Source organism: Xanthobacter sp. YC-JY1 (assembly GCF_021730305.1).
GTDB lineage: Bacteria > Pseudomonadota > Alphaproteobacteria > Rhizobiales > Xanthobacteraceae > Xanthobacter > Xanthobacter flavus.
The window spans coordinates 1,073,492-1,093,746 of the sequence record NZ_CP032674.1 but is presented as its reverse complement, the minus strand read 5'-3'; the positions used below and the strand labels follow the sequence as shown (position 1 = coordinate 1,093,746).

The window sequence follows — 20,255 nt, the reverse complement described above, 5'->3', positions numbered from 1 at the left end:
CGTTTCGGAAAGATGAGAGCGCCGGGCAGCCGCATGGTGCACCCCCAGAAAGGGTGCGGATGATGATGAAGCGCGTGTTGCTGCTAACCCTCGTTGCCGCCGGCTGCGGCGCGCTCGCCGCGCTGGCCTATGCCTGGCATGGGGAGATAGCGCCCATCTCGCCCCCGCCCGCCGCCACGTTCGACCGCGCGCAGATCGAGCGGGGCGCGGCGCTCGCCCTGATCGGGGATTGCCGCACCTGCCACACCGCGCCGGGCGGGACGACCTTCGCCGGCGGGCTCGCCATGCCGACACCCTTCGGCACGATCTATTCCACCAACATCACCCCCGATCCGGAAACCGGCATCGGGCGCTGGCCGCTTGCAGCCTTTGTGCGGGCCATGCGCGAGGGCGTGGACCGCGAAGGCCGGCACCTCTACCCGGCCTTTCCCTACGACCATTTCAGCCTGACCACCGACGCGGATCTCGCGGCGCTTTACGCTTTCCTGATGACCCGCACGCCGGTGGTCGCCACGGCGCCGGCGAACCAGCTGCCCTTCCCCATCAACATCCGCCTCGTGCTCGCCGGCTGGAAGCTCCTGTTCTTCCATCCCGAGCCTTTCAAAGATGACCCCTCGCGCGATGCCGCGTGGAACCGAGGCCGCTATCTGGTGGAAGGCCTCGCCCATTGCGGCGCCTGCCACACGCCGCGCAACCTGATGGGAGCGGAAATCCGCTCCCGCGCCTTCGCCGGCGGCGAGGCCGAGGGCTGGACCGCCTACCCCCTGGACGCGCAGTCGCCCGCCCGCGTGCCGTGGACGAAGGCTGCCCTCGCCCAGTATCTGCGCGAGGGCTGGCAGACGGACCATGGCGTCGCGCTCGGCCCCATGGGGCCCGTGACGGAGAACCTCGCCGAGGCGCCCGCGCAGGATATCGAGGCGATGGCGGACTATCTCGCCTCGCTCGGCGCGCCCGCAAGCGAGACTGCGACGCCGAAGGCGCCCGCGCCCGACGCCTCCGGCCAGCGTCCGCAATCGGCGGGCTGGCAGGCGGCCGCCATGGCCCTGCCCACGGATGCGAGCGCGGGCCGTCGGGTCTTCGCCGCCGCCTGTGCCGCCTGCCACCAGGCGGGCCGGCCACTGCCGCTCGGAGGCGTGGACCTCGCCCTCTCCACGGCCGTTGCGGCCGAGACGCCGCGAAACCTGCTCAACCTCATCCTGCGCGGCGTTCCGGCCGCGGACGGCGTGGCGGCGCCCATCATGCCGCCCTTCGCCGCCATGGACGACACCGCGCTGACCGCGCTTCTCGATTACCTGCGCCGCGATATCGCCGCCCGGCCGGCCTGGCTGGACCTCGCCGCCGCCATCACAGCGGCCCGCCGCGCCGCCGCTCCCCAGACCACCGCGAACCCCGCGAAAGGCGCCCCATGATCACGTTCACCGTCAACGGCACGCGCCGCACCATCGCCGCCGCGCCGGACACGCCCCTGCTCTATGTGCTGCGCGGCGAACTCGAATTGAACGGCGCGAAATTCGGCTGCGGCCTCGGCCAGTGCGGCGCCTGCACGGTGCTGGTGGACGGGGAGCCCGTCTTCTCCTGCATCACGCCGGTGATGCTGCTGGACGAGCGGACAGTGCGCACCATCGAGGGGCTCGGCAGCGCCGATGCGCCGGGGCCGGTGCAGGCCGCCTTCATCGCCGAGCAGGCGGCGCAGTGCGGCTATTGCATCGCCGGCATGGTCATGCGCGCGCAGGCGCTGCTGGAGCGCGATGGCGACCCGGACGACGACGCCATTCTCGCCGCTCTGGAACCCAGCCTATGCCGGTGCGGCACCCATGTGCGCATCGTCCGCGCCGTGAAGCGCGCCGCCCGCACCATGGCCGGCAAACCGATGGCTGGCAAGGTGGAGGCCGTGCGATGACAAAGCCGACGATACACGCCCTCTCCCGCCGCGCGGTGCTGCGCGGCACCGGCGCCCTCATCCTCGCCTTCAGCCTGTCTGGCCGGGCCTTCGCCCAGACCGAAACCGGGGCGAGCGCGACACCCCTGCGGGGCCTGCCCGGCAGCCTCGATGCCACGCCCCGGCTCGACGCCTGGATCCGCATCGCGCCGGACGGCAACGCCACCATCTTCACCGGCAAGGCGGAGCTGGGACAGGGCATCCGTACCGCTCTGCTTCAGGTGGCGGCGGAAGAGCTGAAGCTGCCCCTCTCACGGCTCGACCTCATCACCGCCGACACAGGCCGCACCCCCAACGAGGGCTACACCGCCGCCAGCCACTCGGTGCAGGATTCCGGCACCGCCATCCGCAATGCGGCGGCGCAGGTGCGCGAAATCCTCATCGGCGAGGCCGCGCGCCGGTCAGGCGTCTCCCGCGCGGATCTGACCGCCCGCGACGGCGTCGTCACCGGCCCCGCCGGCCTCAGCCTCGGCTATGGCGAGCTGGTCTCCGACACCTTGCTGCACGTGGATGCCGCGCCTACCTCGACCCTCACCGATCCGCGCGATTTCACGGTGATGGATCGCCCCGTGCCGCGCGTCGACATTCCGGCGAAGGTCACGGGCGGGGCGGCCTATGTGCAGGACATGCGCCTGCCCGGCATGGTCCACGGCCGTATCGTGCGCCCGCCGAGCTACGGCGCCCGGCTGGTCGCGCTCGACGCGGGGCCGGTGGAGGCCATGCCCGGCGTGCTCAAGGTGGTGCGCGACGGCGCCTTCCTGGGGGTGATCGCCGAGCAGGAATGGACGGCGATCAAGGCCATGCGCTGGCTCGCCACCCTCGCCCGCTGGGAGGAGACCGCGCAGCTTCCCGACGAGGCCCGCCTGCCCGAGGCGCTGATGGCCCTGCCCACGCGGGACACCACCATCCTCGACGTGGGGCAGCCGGATGCGCCGGCCTTCACCCTCGATACCCTGTTCAGCCGCCCCTATCTCGCCCATGGCTCCATCGGCCCCTCCTGCGCCATCGCGTATCTGGAGGGCGACGCCATGACGGTGTGGACCCACACCCAGGGCGTCTATCCCCTGCGCGATGCCCTGGCCGGTCTCCTCGCCATGCCCCCGGAGAAGGTGCGCTGCATCCATGCGGAGGGGGCCGGCTGCTATGGCCAGAACGGGGCGGACGATGCCGGCGCCGACGCGGCGATGCTCGCCCGCGCCCTCCCCGGCCGTCCGGTGCGCGTGCAGTGGATGCGCGAGCAGGAGCATGCCTGGGAGCCGTTCGGGCCGGGCATGGTGGCCCGCGTGCGCGCGGCGCTGGGGCCGGACGGCGCGATCTCCGCCTGGCAGCACGATGTGTGGAGCCAGTCGCACATGATGCGCCCCGGCCCGCCCGGCACTCTCCTCGCCGCCCGCGACAAGGCCGAGCCGTTCCCCCCGGCGCCGCCGGTGGACCTGCCCATGCCTGAAGGCGGCGGCGACCGCAACGCCGTGCCGCTCTATGTGCTACCCAATGCGCGGGCGGTGAACCACTTCCTGCCGGAGATGCCGCTGCGCGGCTCCTCCATGCGCTCGCTGGGCGGCTATCTCAACGTCTTCGCCATCGAGAGCACCATGGACGAACTCGCCCGCCGGGCGGGGCAGGACCCGGTGGCTTTCCGCATGCGCCATCTTCAGGACGAGCGGGCGAAGGCGGTCATCACCACCGCCGCCGAGCGCTTCGACTGGAAGGACCGGCCGAAGCCTCCCGCCGGAGGCGGCTACGGCTTCGCCTTCGCGCGCTACAAGAACCTCGAGGCCTATTGCGCCATCGCGCTGGAGGTCGCCATCGATGCGGACACCGGCCGCCTCCTCGTCACGCGCGTGGCGGCGGCGGTGGACACCGGGCAGGTGGTGAATCCGGACGGGGTGCGCAACCAGATCGAGGGCGGCATCGTGCAGGCGACGAGCTGGACGCTGTTCGAGGGCGTGCGCTTCGACCGCCGACGCATCACCTCGGTGGATTGGGCGGCCTATCCCATCCTGCGCTTCTCCCGCGTGCCCCGCGCCGTGGAGGTCCACATCATCCCGCGGCCGGGCCTGCCCTTCCTCGGCGCGGGGGAGGCGGCGCAAGGGCCCATGGGGGCGGCGCTGGGCAATGCCATCCGCGACGCCAGCGGCCAGCGCCTCGCCACCCTGCCCCTCGATGCAAGCCGCATCCGCCATGCCATGATGGATCCACCGCCGCTCCGCTGACCGGAGCCCGATCCCGCGCCGGGCGCGGCATCGGCACACCCACAGGAGACAGCCATGAAGATCAATCTGTCGGGCAAGACCGCCCTCGTCACCGGGTCGAGCGAAGGCATCGGCTTCGCCATCGCCAAGGGGCTTTCGCAGGCCGGCGCGAGCGTCGTCGTCAACGGACGCTCGGAGGCGAAGGTGGCCGAGGCCGTGGCGCGCATCGGCGGCACGACGCGGGGGCAGGCCATCGACCTCGGCACGGCGGACGGCGCCGCCGCGCTGGTGGCGGCCGAGCCGGCGTTCGATATCGTCGTGAACAATCTCGGCATCTTCCAGCCGTCCGACTTCTTCGAAACCGACGACGCGGTGTGGGACCGGCATTGGGCGATCAACGTCATGTCCGGCGTGCGCCTGGCCCGCGCCTACCTGCCGGGCATGGCGGAGCGCGGCTGGGGGCGCATGCTGTTCCTCGGCTCGGAATCCGCCTTCAACATCCCGGCGGACATGATCCACTACGGCGTCAGCAAGACGGCCGACGTCTCCCTCGCGCGCGGCCTCGCCAAGCGCATGGCGGGCACGGGCGTGACCGTGAATTCCATTCTCCCCGGCCCCACCCTTTCGGAGGGCGTCGCGGCCATGCTGAAGGACGCGGTGGCGACCGGGAAGACGCTGGAGGAGGCCGGCGCCGACTTCGTGAAGGCCCACCGACCGACCTCCATCATCCAGCGGCCGGCGAGCGTGGAGGAGGTCGCCAACATGGCGGTCTACATCGCCTCGCCGCTCGCCTCGGCCACCACCGGCGCCGCCCTGCGGGTCGATGGCGGCGTCATCGATTTCATCGTCTAGCTTTCACCCGGAGAGACAGGCCATGCCCCCTCGCATCCTCATCGTCGGCGGATCTATCGGCGGCCTGTTCGCCGCCGTGCTGCTGCACCGTGCCGGCTTCGACGTGCGCGTGACGGAACGCTCGGTGCATGGGCTGGAGGGGCGGGGCGCCGGCCTCGTCGCCCAGCGCGAGGTGTTCGAAATCCTGCGGGAAGTCGGCGTGGAGCACGTCGCGCATGTGGGGGTGACGGCCCACGAGCGCATCTATCTCGATCAGGCCGGGGCCATCATCCATCGCCAGCGCACCCCCCAGACCCAGCTTTCCTGGGACGTGCTGTTCCGCACCTTCCGCCATCTGCTGCCGGATGATCGCTACCACATCGACCAGCAGGCTGTTTCCGTGGCTCAGGAACCGGGCGGCGCCCGCGTGACCTATTCCGACGGCACCGAGGAGCGTGCGGATCTCGTCATCGGCGCAGACGGCGTGGGCTCGACGCTGCGCAGCGCGGTTGCGGGCCCAAAGTCCCGGCCAACTTATGTGGGCTACGCCACCTGGCGCGGCCTCGTCCCCGAGGCCGAGGTACCGGCGGTGGCCGCGGGACAGCTCTTCGACCGCTTCGCCTTCTACGAAATGCCGGGCTCGCACATTCTCGGCTATCTCGTGCCCGGCCCGGACGGCTCCACCACCGCCGGCCGACGCCGTTACAACTGGGTCTGGTACCGGCGCTACACGCCGGATGAACTCGATGGCGTCCTCACCGATGTGGACGGCGTGCGGCGCCCCTTCTCCCTCGCGCCCGGCCGCGTGCGCCCGGACGTGGCGGCCGCGATGAAATCCAATGCCGCGCGGCTGCTGCCCCCGGCCTTCGCCGCCGTGGTGGCGGCGGAGCCGCGCCCCTTCCTGCATGCCATCTTCGACTACGCGCCGCCGCAGATGGTTTCCGCCCGCGTCGCGCTCATGGGCGATGCAGCGTTCATCGCCCGGCCGCACACCGCCATGGGCGTGGCGAAGGCGGCGGGCGATGCCTTCGCGCTCCGCGATGCGCTCACCCACACCCCGGACATGGACGCCGCCCTCGCCGCCTATGCCGCCGAACGCGCGCCGGTGGGGGCGGCGATCGTCGCCTACGGCCAGCGCCTCGGCGGTTCGCTCGGCTAGCCCGGCACTATAGTTAAACCAAGGTAGGGCCTCACTACCTAGTGTATAATTGGCCGTTGCCCCGCAGGACCTATGCTCACCAGAGCCACGATGGGTTCAGCAAGGCACGGTATCCATGAGTTCCACTGCACAAGGCACTCTCGACAGTCGCCCGGAGACAAATTCCGGGGCCCTGCGCGCGCGTCTTCGCTCCTGGGGTCCTCGCGCCTTGTTCGGTGTGCGCCTTGCGGCGTCGGTTTGTCTGGCGCTCTACATCACCTATGCGCTTGAGCTCCAGAATTCCTTCTGGGCGGCGACGACGGCGGCCATCGTGTGCCAGCCGAACCTCGGCACGTCCCTGCAGAAGGGGCGCTGGCGGATCATCGGAACGGTGGCGGGCGCGCTGGCCATGGTGACGGTGCTCGGGCTCTTCGCCCAGAGCCGATACACCCTCGCCTTCTGCCTCGCCGCGTGGTGCGGCCTGTGCGGCCTTGCCGTCGTGGTACTCCGGAACTTCGCATCCTACGCCGCGGCCCTGGCCGGCTTTACCGCAGCCGTAATCTTCGCCGACACCATCGCCGATCCGACGTCGGCCTTCTTTTTCTCCATAGTCCGTGTCAGCGAAATCTGCATCGGCATCGGATCGACCCTCTTCGTCATCCTCCTCACCGATTTCGGCGCCGCGCGCAGGACCTTCGCCAGCCTTCTGGAAGATCTGGCCCGTCAGTTGGTCCGCGGCTTCCGCTCGACCCTCGCCGCGCCAAAAGGCGCGCGCGAGGAACGCTTCAGCCCCAGGGACGTCCTGCGGAAGCTGAGCCTGTTTCAGGCCGCAGCCGATGCGGCCATGGCGGATTCCCCGTATCTGCGCTCACGCAGCGGTCATCTGCGCGATGCCGGGGCACGCCTCATGGACGCGGTGCTCGGCTGGCAGAAGATTACCCTGGAGCAGGAGGCTTCCGGCCAACCGGGTGAGGACGTTCGCAAATGTCTGGACACCCTGCTCTCCCGCCTCGACCCGGCCGATCTGGGCCGAGACCCGGAGCGGCTCCGCAGCGCCTGCGCGCGAGCTTTGCAGACCCTTGAGGCGCTTCCGCGCGATGACGCCCGCGCCTCAATTCTAGCCGACGCGACCCGCGACCTCCTCCTTTGCCTGCGCGAAACAGCCGGAAGTATCGCCTTGCTCATGGGTGCGAGAGCTGAACGTCGGGCCGCACCGTGGACCATCGTCGTCGGCGATCCGCTTCTGCCCCTGCTGAGCGGCTTCCGTGTCTTCTCTGCAGTCGCCGCGGCGGCAGCCTTCACCATCGCCACCGAATGGCCGAACGGCCCCCTCGCCATTGCCTTCGTTGCCATCGCCGCCCTGATCTTCGCTCCGGCGGGCGATCAAGCCCGCATGCTCGTCACCGACTTCACCATCGGCTCCATCCTCGTGACGGTGATCGGCTGCGGGCTCTATTTCGGCGTCATGCCGTCCATCTCCACCTTCCCGCAGCTCGCTGTGGTGCTCGCGCTCGTCCTGGTGCCGATCGGCCTGATGCAGGCGGGAAGCTGGCACACGCCGCTGTTCCTGGCGATGTCCATCAATCTCCTGCCTCTGCTCGGGGTCGGAAACCCGATTTCCTATGACGCGTCCACTTTCTTCAACATCGCGCTGACGATCATCGTGGGCAACATCATCGGAACGCTGTTCTTCATCATCATCCCGGGACTGTCGCCCGAGGTGCGGACGCGGCGTCTTCTCGCCCTCTCGGTTCGCGACCTGCGACGGCTCGCGGCGCGGTCACAGGCCCGGGACGCGGCGCGCTGGACGGCGGTGATGACACGCCGTGTCGAGGATCTGCCGCCCCAGGCGACGGACGCGCAGGCGAGTTCCCTCATGACGCTCTTCATCCTCGGCCGCGCCCTGATCCTCCTGCGCGAAGCATCGGCGAACGAGGTGGAGCGCCGGCGGATTTCGGACGCCAGTGCCGCGCTTGCGGAGGGACGGGTCACGCTCGCGCGCATCGCCTTCGGCGACATGGAGCGCGTGCTCTCGGAGCGGCCGGCCGCCCAGCCCTCCGAGACGCTGGCGGGCCTGCCGTCGTTCGTGCAGATCAAGATCATCACGGACGCACTCGATGCCTGTTCAGATCTCCTGAAGGCGACGGACGGTCAGCGCGCACACATCGGCTAGATCAGGAAAGACGAGATCCACCCATGTTCTCGGAACTCAATCTCCTTGGCGTTCTGTTCTCGCCCTTTGCAGCCATGATGCTGGCGGCGTGGATCATGACCATCCCGCTCATCATGCTCGGCAACCGCACCGGCCTGTCGCGCGTGGTGTGGCACCCGGCCCTGTTCAACCTCGCGATCTACGTGATCGTGCTGTCCCTCACCGTCCTGATCATAGGAGCAGGTTCATGACCGCCATCGACATCCCTGCCAAAAAGGGGACCTCCGTTTCGCGTCGCGTGATGGGCGTGCTCCTAACCCTCGCCGTCGTCGGCGTTGCCGGCGTCCTCGGATGGCGGATGTGGGAGACCTACATGACCACGCCCTGGACCCGCGACGGCACCGTGCGGGCCTATGTGGTCACCGTCGCGCCGCAGATCTCCGGGCGCATCGTCGAGCTTCCCGTGAAGGCCGATCAGTTCGTCCACAAGGGCGACCTCCTGATGGTGATCGAGCCGTCCGACTATCGGATCGCGCTCGCCAACGCCGAGGCCGCCGTGGCCCGCGCCAAGGCCGACCTCGAGAACAAGAGGGCAGAGGCGGAACGGCGGACGAAGCTGAGTGCCATCGCCGCGTCGGACGAGGAAAAGCAGAGCTTCGCGGCCTCGGCGGACATGGCGGTGGCGGCCTATCAGCAGGCCCTCGCCGATCGCGACCAGGCGAAGCTCAACCTCAGCCGCACGCGCATTGTCTCCCCGGTGAACGGCTATGTCACGAACCTCCTCACCCAAGTGGGCGACTACGGCACCAGCGGCCAGCGCGCGCTCTCCGTGGTGGACAGCGACAGTTTCTGGGTGGACGGCTATTTCGAGGAAACCGTCCTTGCCGGCATCCACGTTGGCGACAGGGCGAAGGTCGCGCTGATGGCCTATCCCATGCCGCTCACCGGACACGTCACCGGCATCGGCCGGGGGATCGCCATCCCCAATGTGGCGCCGGATGTCTCCGGCCTCGCCTCGGTCAACCCCGTCTTCACCTGGGTCCGCCTCGCCCAGCGCGTGCCGGTACGCATCGCGCTGGATCCCGTGCCGCCCTCGGTCACCCTGTCCGCCGGCCTCACCGCGACGGTGTCGATCTCCGGAAAGTAACGACCGACCCGAGCCGACCGACGGCCCGCCCCGAAACGGGCGGGCCGTATGCGTTCGCGCCCCTCAGCGCCCTGCCCCGCCTTCATCCTGCGCAAAGACTGTCCCGCGCCATACCAAGGTATGCGCCGGACATATGTGAAGCCCATTTATTCGGGCTGTTCCTGCGGCAATCATACCCTCGTCTTCCGGTTACTTTCACGTCCGGCGACCTGTGCAGTCGAGACGAGCCCCCTCGCTTGACGGCCTCACCCCCTCATTGCTGCGGGAGCCGCCCATGGGCATCGCGAAAACCATCCTTCCCTATCACGAGCCCGCCGGCGGCTGGGGGGCCCTGAAGGCCATGGGCAGCGCGCTGGTGGAGCAGCACGTCGCCGTGTCCGGCATGGCCACCCTCGCCCGCATGAACCAGCCGGGCGGCTTCGATTGTCCCGGCTGCGGGTGGGGCGACCCCAAGCACACCTCGCCCTTCGAATATTGCGAGAACGGCGGCAAGGCGGTGGCCTGGGAGGCGACCACGAAGCGCTGCACGCCCGAATTCTTCGCCGCCCACACCGTCACCGCGCTCAGTGCCCTCGGCGATTACGAACTGGAGATGGAAGGCCGCCTCACCCACCCCATGCGCTACGACGCGGCAAGCGACCGCTACCTGCCGGTGACCTGGGAGGAGGCCTTCGCGCTGGTGGGCCGGCATCTCAATGCCCTGCCCGATCCGAACATGGCGGATTTCTACACCTCGGGCCGCGCCTCCAATGAAGCAGCCTTCCTCTACCAGCTCTTCGCCCGCGAATACAGCACGAACAACTTTCCCGACTGCTCCAACATGTGCCACGAGGCCACCAGCGTCGGGCTTCCCCAGTCCATCGGCGTCGGCAAGGGCACCGTGCTGCTGGAGGATTTCGCGCGCGCCGACTGCATCTTCATCTTCGGCCAGAACCCGGGCACCAACTCGCCGCGCATGATGAGCGACCTGCGCAACGCATCGCGCCGGGGCGCCACCATCATGTCGTTCAACCCGTTCCGCGAGCGAGCGCTGGAGCGCTTCCAGGCGCCGCAGAACCCGGTGGAAATGGCGACGCTGACCTCCACGCCCATATCCTCGCGCATCTTCCAGGTGCGGGTCGGCGGCGACGTGGCCCTCATCAAGGGTATGATGAAGCATCTCGTCGCGGCGGACGAGGCGGCCCGCGTGCGCAAGGCTGCCGCGGTGCTCGACTGGGACTTCATCCGCGGCCACACCGCCGGCATCGACGCGCTCATCGCCGACCTCGCCGCGACCTCCTGGGAGGACATCGAGCGCAAGAGCGGCATCGCCCGGGCCGACATCGAGACGGCCGCCGAGGCCTACATGCAGGCGGAGCGGGCCATCCTCGTCTACGGCATGGGCATCACCCAGCACCGCCACGGCACGAAGAACGTGCAGCAGATCGCCAATCTCGCGCTGCTGCGCGGCAATGTGGGGCGCGAGGGCGCCGGCATCTGCCCGGTGCGCGGCCATTCCAACGTGCAGGGCGACCGCACGGTGGGCATCACCGAGGTGCCGTCCGATGCGCTGCTCGATGCCATCGAGGCGCGCTTCGGCTTCACCCCGCCGCGCGCGTTCGGCCACAACGTGGTCACCGCGCTGGAGGCCATGCTGCGCGGCGAGACGAAGGTGTTCATCGGCCTCGGCGGCAATTTTGCCGCCGCCATCCCGGACTGGCAGCAGACCCAGGACGCCATGCGCCGGCTGGACCTCACCGTCCACATCGCCACCAAGCTCAACCGCAGCCACCTGGTCCACGGACGGGACGCGCTGATCCTGCCCTGTCTCGGCCGGACGGAGATCGACATGCAGGCGAGCGGGCCGCAATCGGTCACGGTGGAGGATTCCATGTCCATGGTGCACGCCTCCACCGGCCACAATCCGCCGGCCTCCGCGCATCTGAAGAGCGAGCCGGCGATTATCGCCGGCATGGCGCGGGCGACGCTCGGCAGCCGCTCGAAGGTGAACTGGGAAGCGTTGACTGCGGACTATGCGCTGATCCGCGAGGACATCGAGGCGGTGTTCCCGATCTTCCAGGGCTACAACGAACGCATCAAGGCGCCGGGCGGCTTCCACCTCACCTCCACCGCCCGCGAGCGCATCTGGGCCACCCCCTCGGGCAAGGCGAACTTCATCGTCTGCGAGGGGCTGTGCGAGGACCCCGGCGTCAGCGGCCATCCGCTCTGGCTCACCACCGTGCGCAGCCACGACCAGTACAACACCACGCTCTATTCGCTCTCCGACCGCTATCGCGGCGTCCATGGCGCGCGCGACGTGATCTTCCTCGGCGAGAAGGAGATGGAAAAGCGCGGGCTGAAGCCGGACGACCGCGTCGACATTGTGACCCTCTCCACCGATGGGATCGAGCGCGCGGTCCGCGGCTTCCGCGTGGTGCTCCATCCGTTCCCGGAGGCGAGCTGCGCGGCCTACTACCCGGAGACCAACCCCCTCGTGCCGCTCTACGCGCACGACCCGCAGAGCTTCACCCCGGCTTCGAAGGGCGTGCCCGTACGCCTCGTGAAATCCGCCCCCGCCACCGGAGCGAAATGACCATGGACGCCCTCGCGCTGTCGCGCCTGCAATTCGCCTTCACCGTTGGCTTCCACATCCTGTGGCCGACACTCACCATCGGCACCGCCTGGTTCGTCACCCTGCTCAGCTTCCTGTGGTGGCGGACGGGCAAGACGGTCTATCGCGACCTCATGCGCTTCTGGATGCGCCTGTTCGCGCTGGTCTTCGGCATGGGGGTGGTGAGCGGCATCGTGCTGAGCTACGAGATCGGCACCAACTGGGCCGGCTTCTCGCGCTCCGTCGCCAACGTGCTCGGCCCGCTTCTCGCCTACGAGACCATGACCGCCTTCTTCCTGGAGGCCGGCTTCATCGGGATCATGCTGTTCGGCGAGTCCCGCGTATCGAAGGCGACGCATTTCTTCGCCTGCCTCATGGTGGCCGGCGGCGCGCTCATCAGCACCACCTGGATCATCGCTTCCAACAGCTGGATGCAGACCCCGGCGGGGGCCGTCGCGGATGCCAGCGGCATCTATCACGTGGTCGACTGGTGGCAGGTGATCTTCACCGCCTCCTTCCCCTATCGCCTCGCCCACATGGTGTGCGCGAGCTTCCTCACCTGCGCCTTCGTGATCGCCGGCGTCTCCGCCTTCCACATGTGGCGCGGCCAGCATGTCGCTGCCTCGTGCACTGCCTTCTCCATGGCGCTGTGGCTGGCGCTGGTGCTCGCCCCGCTCCAGATCTTCATCGGCGACCTGCACGGCCGCAATACGCTCGTGCACCAGCCGACCAAGCTCGCCGCCATGGAAGGCCTGTGGGACACCACGCGCGGCCCGGCCATGACGGTCATCGCCTGGCCGGACATGGCGGCGCAGAAGAACCTCTATGCGGTGGAAATCCCCCACCTCGCCAGCCTCTACCTCACCCACAGCTGGAACGGCAAGGTCGAGGGCCTGAAGGCGGTGCCGCCCGCCGACCAGCCCAACGTGCCCATCGTGTTCTTCGCCTTCCGCATCATGGCCGGCATCGGCATGGTGCTGCTGGCGACGGCGGTGACCGGACTGGTGCTGCGGCTGCGCGGCCGGCTCTATGACGCGCGCTGGTTCCAGTACCTGGCCATGGCGACCACGCCCCTCGGTCTCGTCGCGGTGCTCGCCGGATGGACGGTGACGGAGGCTGGCCGGCAGCCCTGGATCATCTACGGCGTGCTGCGCACCGCCGATGCCGTCGCCCCGGTGACCGCCGGCGCGGTAACCACCAGCCTCATCATCTTCTTCGCCGTCTACAATCTGCTGCTGCTCGCCTTCCTCTGGTTCGCCGGACGGGTGGCGTTCAAAGGCCCGACCGACACCACGCCCCAGGTCGCCGAGCGTCCGGGCATGGAGCGCGCCAGCGTCGGCCTCTTCACCGGCTCCCCCACCTCCCCGTCGCCCGCCTACGGCGCCGGACAAGCGAAGGCCTGACCATGACCGAGCTGATGCAGGCGGACCATGTGCCGCTCCTCTTCGCCGCCGCCGCCCTCTTTTGCGTCACGGTCTACGTGCTCGCCGACGGGCTGGACCTCGGCGTCGGTATCCTCTTCCTCGCCGCCCCGCGCGACGTAGACCGCGATGTGATGATGGCCTCCATCGAACCCGTCTGGGACGGCAACGAGACGTGGCTGGTGATGGGCGGCACGCTGCTGTTCGCCGCCTTCCCCGCTGGCTACTACATCCTCCTGCCGGCCTTCTATCTGCCCATCATGTTCATGCTGTTCGCCCTCATCTTCCGGGGCGTCGCCTTCGGCTTCCGCCTGCAGGCGACGCGGTTCCGGCCGGTGTGGGATGCCGCCTTCTTCGCCGGCTCCCTCCTCGCCACCTTTTGCCAGGGCCTCATCCTCGGCGGGCTGATCGACGGCGTGCCGGTGGAGAACGGCATGTTCGCCGGCGGCGCCTTCAGCTTCCTCAGCGTGCTCGGCGTCATGTGCGGCATCGGCCTCGTGGGCGGATACGCGCTCATCGGCGCCGGCTGGCTGATCTGGAAGGCGCAGGGACCGACCCAGGTGTTCGGCCGGGAGATCGCCCGCGCGGCGCTGATCCTGACCAGCGCGATGATGCTGCTGGTGAGCCTGTGGAGCGCCTGGAGCGTGCCCGAGGTCGCGGCCCGCTGGTTCGCCCTTCCCAACCTGCTGTGGCTCGTGCCCGTCCCCCTCCTCACCCTGGCGGTGATCGTGGGGATCTGGTGGGCCATCTGGAATGGCCGGGAGGCGCAGACGTTCGTCCTGTCCCTCGTGCTGTTCGCCCTCGGTCTGTTCGGCCTCGTGGTGAGCATGTGGCCCTATGTGGTGCCGCGCCAGGTCACGGTGTGGGACGGGCTGTCGGATCCCCGATCCCTCGCCTTCCTCGGGGTGGGCGTCGTGGTCATCATCCCGGTGGTGCTGGCCTATCAGGCCCACGCCTACTGGATCTTCCGGGGGAAGGTGCAGCACGAAGCGGGGCACGGCGGCTACGGCTGACGACCCCCGCCCGGTTCGCGATCGCTCGTCCCGAAGCCACATGGCACGGGGCGAGCGATTGCCGTTTTTGTTCCGGGCGACGCCCGTGATCTCTTGCCCCGAGGACGCGAGGCAGAAGCACCGCCGCCGTCATCGTCTTCCCAAAATCGTACAAAGCGACCGGCATATTCGACAAGAGACCGCTCCCGAACACCGGCAAAATGGCAACGATTTTCCGGGACGCATCGGATGCGAGGATCGATGACCATGAGCCAGGCGCCTGCTCGTCGCCGCGGCGGCAATGTGAGACTGGCGTCGCGGCAGCGTGCCCGCTCGCTTTCGACTAGCCCGCAGGCGCGGGGCGCGCGGGCGATGCCCGACATGTGATCGCCGCGCCCCTCGCCGCCACGCCGATGCCGACGGTAGACACCTTGACGCGGGCGACTATCCCGGAATATTTGATCGAACGATAAATAGCCGGTTTTTCGCGTCCTCTCCGGCGCGTCGACCGCCAGCCGCGAGCGCCAACGGCGCGCTGGACGCACTTGCAATAACGCAATACAAATAATCAATAACATCGATTTTGTGTACATATATGCAATGAACGGATGAAAGATCGCCAGTGGACAGCGTGCGAGACATCGACGGCAACAGCCCTCCGCTGCGCAGCGGGATGGACGCCGCATCCTTCGACCGCCTCGCGCTGACGTCCGAGGGCACCGTTGACGCCATCGAATCCTGTCTCGCCCAGGACGAGCTGACGGGCGAGCGCTGGCGGGTGAAATCCGCTTTGCGCGGCAGTCCGGCGGCGGCGATTCTCGATCGCGAGGCGGCCCTGGCGCAGGGGCTTCCCACCGACCTCGCCGACCCGCCCCATCGGCTGGAGCATCGCAACCGGGTGCTCCTCCTCTACCCGGATCGCCCCACCGCGACCCTCGGCGACCTCACTCCCGGCACGCTCGCCCCCGAAGCGCTCCTCGATCTCGGTACGGCCATCGCCGCCGCGCTCTCCCGGCTGCACGCGCTCGGCACCATCCATGGCGGCCTCAGGCCACCGAGCGTGCTTCTGGAAGAGCGGGGACGGGTCCGCTTCCGCCATCTCGTCGGCCCCATCGGCACCGACGCCCCGCAAGCGGCCGGGTTCATGGCGGCCGACGCCATCGCCTACGCCGCGCCGGAGCAGGCGCGGCTTCATCGCCCGGCCAGCGATGCGCGCAGCGATCTCTATTCGCTGGGCGTGCTGCTCTATGCGCTGCTCGTCGGGCGCCTGCCGGTCCAGGCCACCAGCATGGCGGAGTGGCTGCACGCCCATGTGGCGGTCGAGCCCGTGCGGCCCGGCGCCGTACGCGGCGACGTCCCGCCCATGCTCGACGCCATTCTCATGAAGCTCATCGATAAGGATCCGGAGCAGCGCTACCAGAGCGCCGAAGCGCTCCAAATCGACCTGCGCCTCGCCCGCACCGCGCTGGCGGCCGGCGACGGCGCGGCGACCTTCGCTCTCGGCCGCGGCGAGTTCGCCCGAAAGGGGATCGAGGCGCGCGGGCTGTTCGGCCGGGCGCTGGAGCTGTCGCAGCTCGTGGAGGCCTTCGGGCGCGTGTCCCACACGGGCCGGAGCGAGCTGATCCTGCTGCGCGGCGAAGCCGGCGCCGGCAAATCCGCCCTCGTCGAGCAATTGTCGAAGGCCTGGCTGCCGGCGGACGCCCAGTTCGCGGCCGGCAAGAGCGTCCTGCTGCAGGAGGGCATGCCCTACGCCCCCTTCGCCCAGGCGCTGCGCACCTTGGTGATGCGGGCGCTGGGCGAGAGCGCGGACGTGCTGGACGGCATCCGCGAGCGCCTTGCCGCGCAGTTGTCGGGCTACAGCAGCCTGCTGATCGATCTCGTGCCCGAGGCCGAATTCATCCTCTCGGACGGTGGCGCGCTGCCCGAGGTTGCCGCAAGCATGGCGCAGGCGCGCGTGGTGCGGATCGTGCTCCAGACCCTCAAGGCCTTCGCGACGCCGTCCCGCCCGCTCGTCCTGTTCCTCGACGACCTGCAATGGATGGACGCGGCAAGCCTCGGCGCCCTTCAGGCGCTGTGGCGCGAAGCGCCGCCGCATGTGCTGCTCATCGGCAGCTATCGCGAGGAAGAGGTCGCCCGCCATCCCGAGCTGGTCAGCCTGCTGGCGGAGGCGCACACCGGCCTGCTGCCGACCTTGGAGATCCGCGTCGGCCCGCTCTCGAGCACGGAGACCCTCGAATTCGTCGCCAGCGCGCTGAACGGCGCACCGGCCGAACTCGGCGAGCTCGCGGACAGCATCCATCGTAAGACCGGGGGCAATGCCTTCTTCGTCCGGCAGCTCCTGCAGAAGCTTTTCGATGACAGGGTGATCACCTTCGATCCGGAGGCGCAACGCTGGCGCTGGGATCCGCTGCGCTTCGGCGCGTACAATTCGGTTTCGGACTTCATGCTGCAGCGGCTCGATGCGCTACCGCCGAGCCAGCGCGGCGTCCTGCAGCGGCTCGCGAGCGTCGGCGGGCGGGTTTCGGGCGAGACCTTTGCGCACCTTGTCGGCCAGTCCGAGGCCGAAGCGGAGCTCGTCGCGGTTGGCCTCGTGGAAGCTGGCCTGCTCCTGCGGCGGGATGCGGACTACGTCATCGCCCATGACCGCGTTCTCGAAGCCGCCTACGCCTCCATTCCCGAGCCGGATCGCCCGACCGAGCATCTGGCCATCGCCCGGCGCATGATCGCAGTCGAGCGCGACGGCGACGCCGATTGGGCCTTCGCCATGGCGGCGCAGATCGAGCGCGCCGATCGCACCACACTGGATGAGGCGGAGCGCCTGAGCTTCGTGAGGGCCTTGCGGACCGCGGCCCGCCGCGCCCGCAATTCCGGCGCCGTCCACGTGGCTGCCGGCCATATCGAGATGGCCCGCAGCCTCATGCCCGACGTCTGGCAAGTGAGCCATCGCGCCTTGTTCGCGGAGGTGAAATGGCTCCATTGCGAAATCCTCATCGCCCTCGGGCGCATCGATGAGGCCCTGCCGGCCATTGAACGCTCGCTCGCCATTGCCGCCACCCCGGTGGAGCAGGCCGACCTCTACCGCCTGAAGGCCATCGCGCGGACCATCCGGTCGGACTACGAAGGGGCGATCGACGAGGCCCTGGCGGGGCTCGCGCTCCTCGGTGTCGAACTCGCGCGGTCCGTGACGGACGAACAGCTCGCGCAGGCCTATCAGGCGTGCAGCGCCCGCCTCAACGCCCTCGACGTGTCCCACCTGCGCAACCTGCCGGAAATCACCGATCCCGCCATGCGGTCGGCGCTCGCCCTGCTCTCTGCCCTGAGCGCGGCCTTCTTCGTGCGCGGCGGCCTGCGCGTGCTGCATCTCATCAAGATCGTCGAACTCACCCTCGACCACGGCATGACGCCGGAGGCTGCCTACGGGTTTGCGTGGTTCGGCGTGTTCTGCGCGGATCTCTACGGCGCCTACGAGGATGGCGAGACCTACGCCATGATGGCGCAGGACATCGTCCAGCGGGGCGGCTACGAGGCGCAGCAGACGGCGGTTCTGCTGGCCCTCGACCAGGTGGGCGCGTGGACACGGCCGCTGCGCTTCGCCCTCGATCGCGCGCGCGAGGCGGCGCAGATCGGCCTGACGGCGGGCGATCTCGGCTGGGCCTGCTATGCCCGCAACCACATCGCGTCCAACATGCTCATGCTGGGCGCGCCCCTCTCCGCGGTGCGGGACGACATCGAGGAAGGATTGGCGTGGACGCGCCAGTTCAAGTATCGCGACATCGAGCTCATCCTGGCGGCGCAGTTCCGCTTCGTGGATACACTCGCATCCGGCGATTACGACGGCGCACAGGGCGTTCCGGAAGCGGAAATCACCTCGCTGGCGACCCTCTTCTGGGTCCGCCATTATGCGGGCGTGACTGCCTTCCTGTTCGGCGATTTCGAGCGCGCCGTCCTCCAACTGGAACAGGCGGCGGCGCTGAGCTGGGCGGCGCCAGCGCATATCGACACCGCCTCATGCGCGCTCTTCCTCGCCCTCGCGCTGGCCCGCACCAGTGCAGGCGCGCCCGCCCGGAAGGTGGCGCTGGGGAGGATCGACGAGCTGCGGCGGCGCTTTGCCGATCGCGCGCGACTCAATCCGTCCACCTTCGAGTGCAAGCACCTGCTGCTGGAGGCCGAGGCGGCACGGCTCTCCGGCATTCCTGCGGACGCGCAGCGCCTGTACGAGCAGGCCGCGGACGCGGCGGCGGCCAGCGGGTTTGTCCATGAGCAGGCGCTGGCCTACGAGCTGGCGGCCTATTGCTGCCGGGAGGCCGGGCTCGGCATTCCCACTTCCGGATACGTCCAGGCGGCGATCAGCCACTACCGGCACTGGGGCGCGGAGGGGAAGGCGGAGCAGCTCATGCGCAGCTTCCCCCTCCTGCTCGATGGCGGCGCCGGCGCGCGCCAGCACCGGGCCGGCGACGGAGCGGCAGACGCAACGGGCATCTCGGCGGGACAGGGCGGCCTCAATCTTGAGGTGATGACCAAGGCCGCGCAGACGCTGGCCGAGACGGTGGGGCTCGATCAGGTCATCCGCACGCTGATGCGGGAGATGATCGTCCATGCCGGCGCCCAATACGGTCTCCTGATCCTCATGCGCGGCGGCGATCCCGTGATCGAGGCCTCGGCGCGTGTGGAGAACCAGCAGGTGGAAGTGGACGTCCACTCCGCCGTTCCCACCGCGCGCGACCTGCCGCTGGCCATGCTCAACACGGTCATGCGCACGCGCAGGACGGCGGTCTTCGCCGATGCCGCCAGCGAGGAACCGGGCCTGCGCGCCGCCGGCCACGGGGGGACGCCCGCGCGCTCGCTCCTGTTCATGCCGCTGATCAAGCGCGGCACGCTCGTCGGCATTCTCTATCTCGAGAACAACCTCGCCGCGGACGTCTTCACGCCAAACCGCACGGCGCTGCTGGAACTGCTGGCGACGCAGGCGGCCATCTCGCTGGATGCCGCCCGCCTCTACAACGATCTCGTGGACGAGAACACGCGGCGGGCGAGCGCGGAGTTCGACCTCAGGGAGACGCGCGCGGAACTCGGTCGCGCCTCCCGCATGATGGCCATGGGCAACTATGCCGCCTCTATCGCGCACGAGATCAACCAGCCCCTGACCAGCATCGTTGCGAGCGCCGATGCGGCCATGCGCTGGCTGCGGCGCGCGGAGCCGGACGTGGATGAAGCCTTGCAGGGCGTCGAGCAGATCCGGGCCTCGGGCATGCGCGCGGCGGGCATCGTCAAGTCCCTGCGCGCGCTGGCCAAGCGCACTGCCCCGGTGCTGGAGCCGATCCGCCTCGAAGATCTCACCGAGGACGTGATGCGGCTGGTGGTCAAGGACCTCCAGTCGAACGGTGTCGAGCTGGTCGACCTGCTGGCGGTGGACCGGCGCCACGTGGAGGCCGATCCTGTCCAGTTGCAGCAAGTCGTCTTCAACCTCATCACCAACGCCATTCACGCCATGGAAGCGGTCGATCCCGGCCGGCGGCGCCTGACCATCGAGACGTCTCAGGACGCGGGCATGGTTCGCCTGAGCATCGCCGACACCGGTTGCGGCATGAGCGAGGATGTCCTCTCCCGCATCTTCGAACCCTTCTTCACCACCAAGCACGCCGGCATGGGCATCGGGCTGTCCATCTGCCGCTCGATCATCGAGGCGCACGGCGGGGTGCTCCGGGCACGCTCGACCGTGGGAGAGGGAAGCGTCTTCTATTTCAGCCTGAAGACGCTGGATGACGCCGCCCGGACGGAACAGGATGCGCAAGCCTGAGTGGAGGCGCGGATCGTGCCTTAACGAACGTTGGGCTTTCGCGTCGTAAGAATGTC

Annotated in this window: 12 protein-coding genes; all 12 read left to right on the top strand. The window is 69.1% G+C overall.

Going from position 1 to position 20,255, the window contains the following annotated elements; all coding sequences use genetic code 11:
- The first annotated feature begins 59 nt into the window (after window positions 1-59).
- The 12 genes from D7006_RS05040 (at window position 60) to D7006_RS04985 (ending at window position 20,199) form a co-directional block, all read left to right on the top strand.
- Window positions 60-1,409, top strand: coding sequence for a cytochrome c (locus tag D7006_RS05040; RefSeq protein WP_237355785.1), 1,350 nt, complete (start codon window positions 60-62; stop codon window positions 1,407-1,409).
- Window positions 1,406-1,900, top strand: coding sequence for a (2Fe-2S)-binding protein (locus D7006_RS05035; protein ID WP_237355784.1), 495 nt, complete (start codon window positions 1,406-1,408; stop codon window positions 1,898-1,900). Before D7006_RS05040 ends, D7006_RS05035 begins: the two co-directional genes overlap by 4 nt.
- Complete coding sequence (locus D7006_RS05030; protein WP_237355783.1) at window positions 1,897-4,152, top strand: molybdopterin cofactor-binding domain-containing protein; 2,256 nt, start codon at window positions 1,897-1,899, stop codon at window positions 4,150-4,152. The genes D7006_RS05035 and D7006_RS05030 overlap by 4 nt, the downstream gene beginning before the upstream one ends.
- Before the next feature lie 54 nt (window positions 4,153-4,206).
- A complete protein-coding gene (locus D7006_RS05025; RefSeq protein ID WP_237355782.1) occupies window positions 4,207-4,983 on the top strand; it encodes an SDR family NAD(P)-dependent oxidoreductase in 777 nt (258 codons plus the stop codon).
- A 22-nt stretch (window positions 4,984-5,005) separates the two neighbouring features.
- Complete coding sequence (locus D7006_RS05020) at window positions 5,006-6,121, top strand: FAD binding domain-containing protein (RefSeq protein ID WP_237355781.1); 1,116 nt, start codon at window positions 5,006-5,008, stop codon at window positions 6,119-6,121.
- Window positions 6,122-6,170: 49 nt separating this feature from the next.
- Complete coding sequence (locus D7006_RS05015; protein ID WP_237355780.1) at window positions 6,171-8,273, top strand: FUSC family protein; 2,103 nt, start codon at window positions 6,171-6,173, stop codon at window positions 8,271-8,273.
- Between the two features lie 23 nt (window positions 8,274-8,296).
- Window positions 8,297-8,503: a DUF1656 domain-containing protein gene (locus D7006_RS05010; RefSeq protein ID WP_237355779.1), complete on the top strand. Its 207-nt coding sequence runs from the start codon at window positions 8,297-8,299 to the stop codon at window positions 8,501-8,503.
- On the top strand, window positions 8,500-9,399 hold the full coding sequence (locus D7006_RS05005) for an HlyD family secretion protein (protein ID WP_237355778.1): 900 nt from the start codon (window positions 8,500-8,502) through the stop codon (window positions 9,397-9,399). The genes D7006_RS05010 and D7006_RS05005 overlap by 4 nt, the downstream gene beginning before the upstream one ends.
- Window positions 9,400-9,673: 274 nt before the next feature.
- A complete protein-coding gene (locus D7006_RS05000) occupies window positions 9,674-11,971 on the top strand; it encodes an FdhF/YdeP family oxidoreductase (RefSeq protein ID WP_237355777.1) in 2,298 nt (765 codons plus the stop codon).
- A 2-nt stretch (window positions 11,972-11,973) separates the two neighbouring features.
- Window positions 11,974-13,392 carry a cytochrome ubiquinol oxidase subunit I gene (locus tag D7006_RS04995; RefSeq protein ID WP_371745103.1) on the top strand — a complete coding sequence of 473 codons (1,419 nt, stop codon included), beginning with the start codon at window positions 11,974-11,976 and terminating at the stop codon, window positions 13,390-13,392.
- 2 nt (window positions 13,393-13,394) lie between these two features.
- Window positions 13,395-14,423: a cytochrome d ubiquinol oxidase subunit II gene (gene cydB / locus D7006_RS04990; protein ID WP_237355775.1), complete on the top strand. Its 1,029-nt coding sequence runs from the start codon at window positions 13,395-13,397 to the stop codon at window positions 14,421-14,423.
- Window positions 14,424-15,024: 601 nt separating this feature from the next.
- Window positions 15,025-20,199, top strand: a complete 5,175-nt coding sequence (locus D7006_RS04985) for an ATP-binding sensor histidine kinase (protein ID WP_237355774.1) — start codon at window positions 15,025-15,027, stop codon at window positions 20,197-20,199.
- The last annotated feature ends 56 nt before the right edge of the window (window positions 20,200-20,255 follow it).

What these genes read in the sequence shown, in the direction of transcription:
- D7006_RS05040 (WP_237355785.1), top strand. Translation starts at nt 60, where the DNA reads ATGATGATGAAGCGCGTGTTGCTGCTAACCCTCGTTGCCGCCGGCTGC.
- D7006_RS05035 (WP_237355784.1), top strand. Translation starts at nt 1,406, where the DNA reads ATGATCACGTTCACCGTCAACGGCACGCGCCGCACCATCGCCGCCGCG.
- D7006_RS05030 (WP_237355783.1), top strand. Translation starts at nt 1,897, where the DNA reads ATGACAAAGCCGACGATACACGCCCTCTCCCGCCGCGCGGTGCTGCGC.
- D7006_RS05025 (WP_237355782.1), top strand. Translation starts at nt 4,207, where the DNA reads ATGAAGATCAATCTGTCGGGCAAGACCGCCCTCGTCACCGGGTCGAGC.
- D7006_RS05020 (WP_237355781.1), top strand. Translation starts at nt 5,006, where the DNA reads ATGCCCCCTCGCATCCTCATCGTCGGCGGATCTATCGGCGGCCTGTTC.
- D7006_RS05010 (WP_237355779.1), top strand. Translation starts at nt 8,297, where the DNA reads ATGTTCTCGGAACTCAATCTCCTTGGCGTTCTGTTCTCGCCCTTTGCA.
- D7006_RS05005 (WP_237355778.1), top strand. Translation starts at nt 8,500, where the DNA reads ATGACCGCCATCGACATCCCTGCCAAAAAGGGGACCTCCGTTTCGCGT.
- D7006_RS05000 (WP_237355777.1), top strand. Translation starts at nt 9,674, where the DNA reads ATGGGCATCGCGAAAACCATCCTTCCCTATCACGAGCCCGCCGGCGGC.
- D7006_RS04995 (WP_371745103.1), top strand. Translation starts at nt 11,974, where the DNA reads ATGGACGCCCTCGCGCTGTCGCGCCTGCAATTCGCCTTCACCGTTGGC.
- cydB (WP_237355775.1), top strand. Translation starts at nt 13,395, where the DNA reads ATGACCGAGCTGATGCAGGCGGACCATGTGCCGCTCCTCTTCGCCGCC.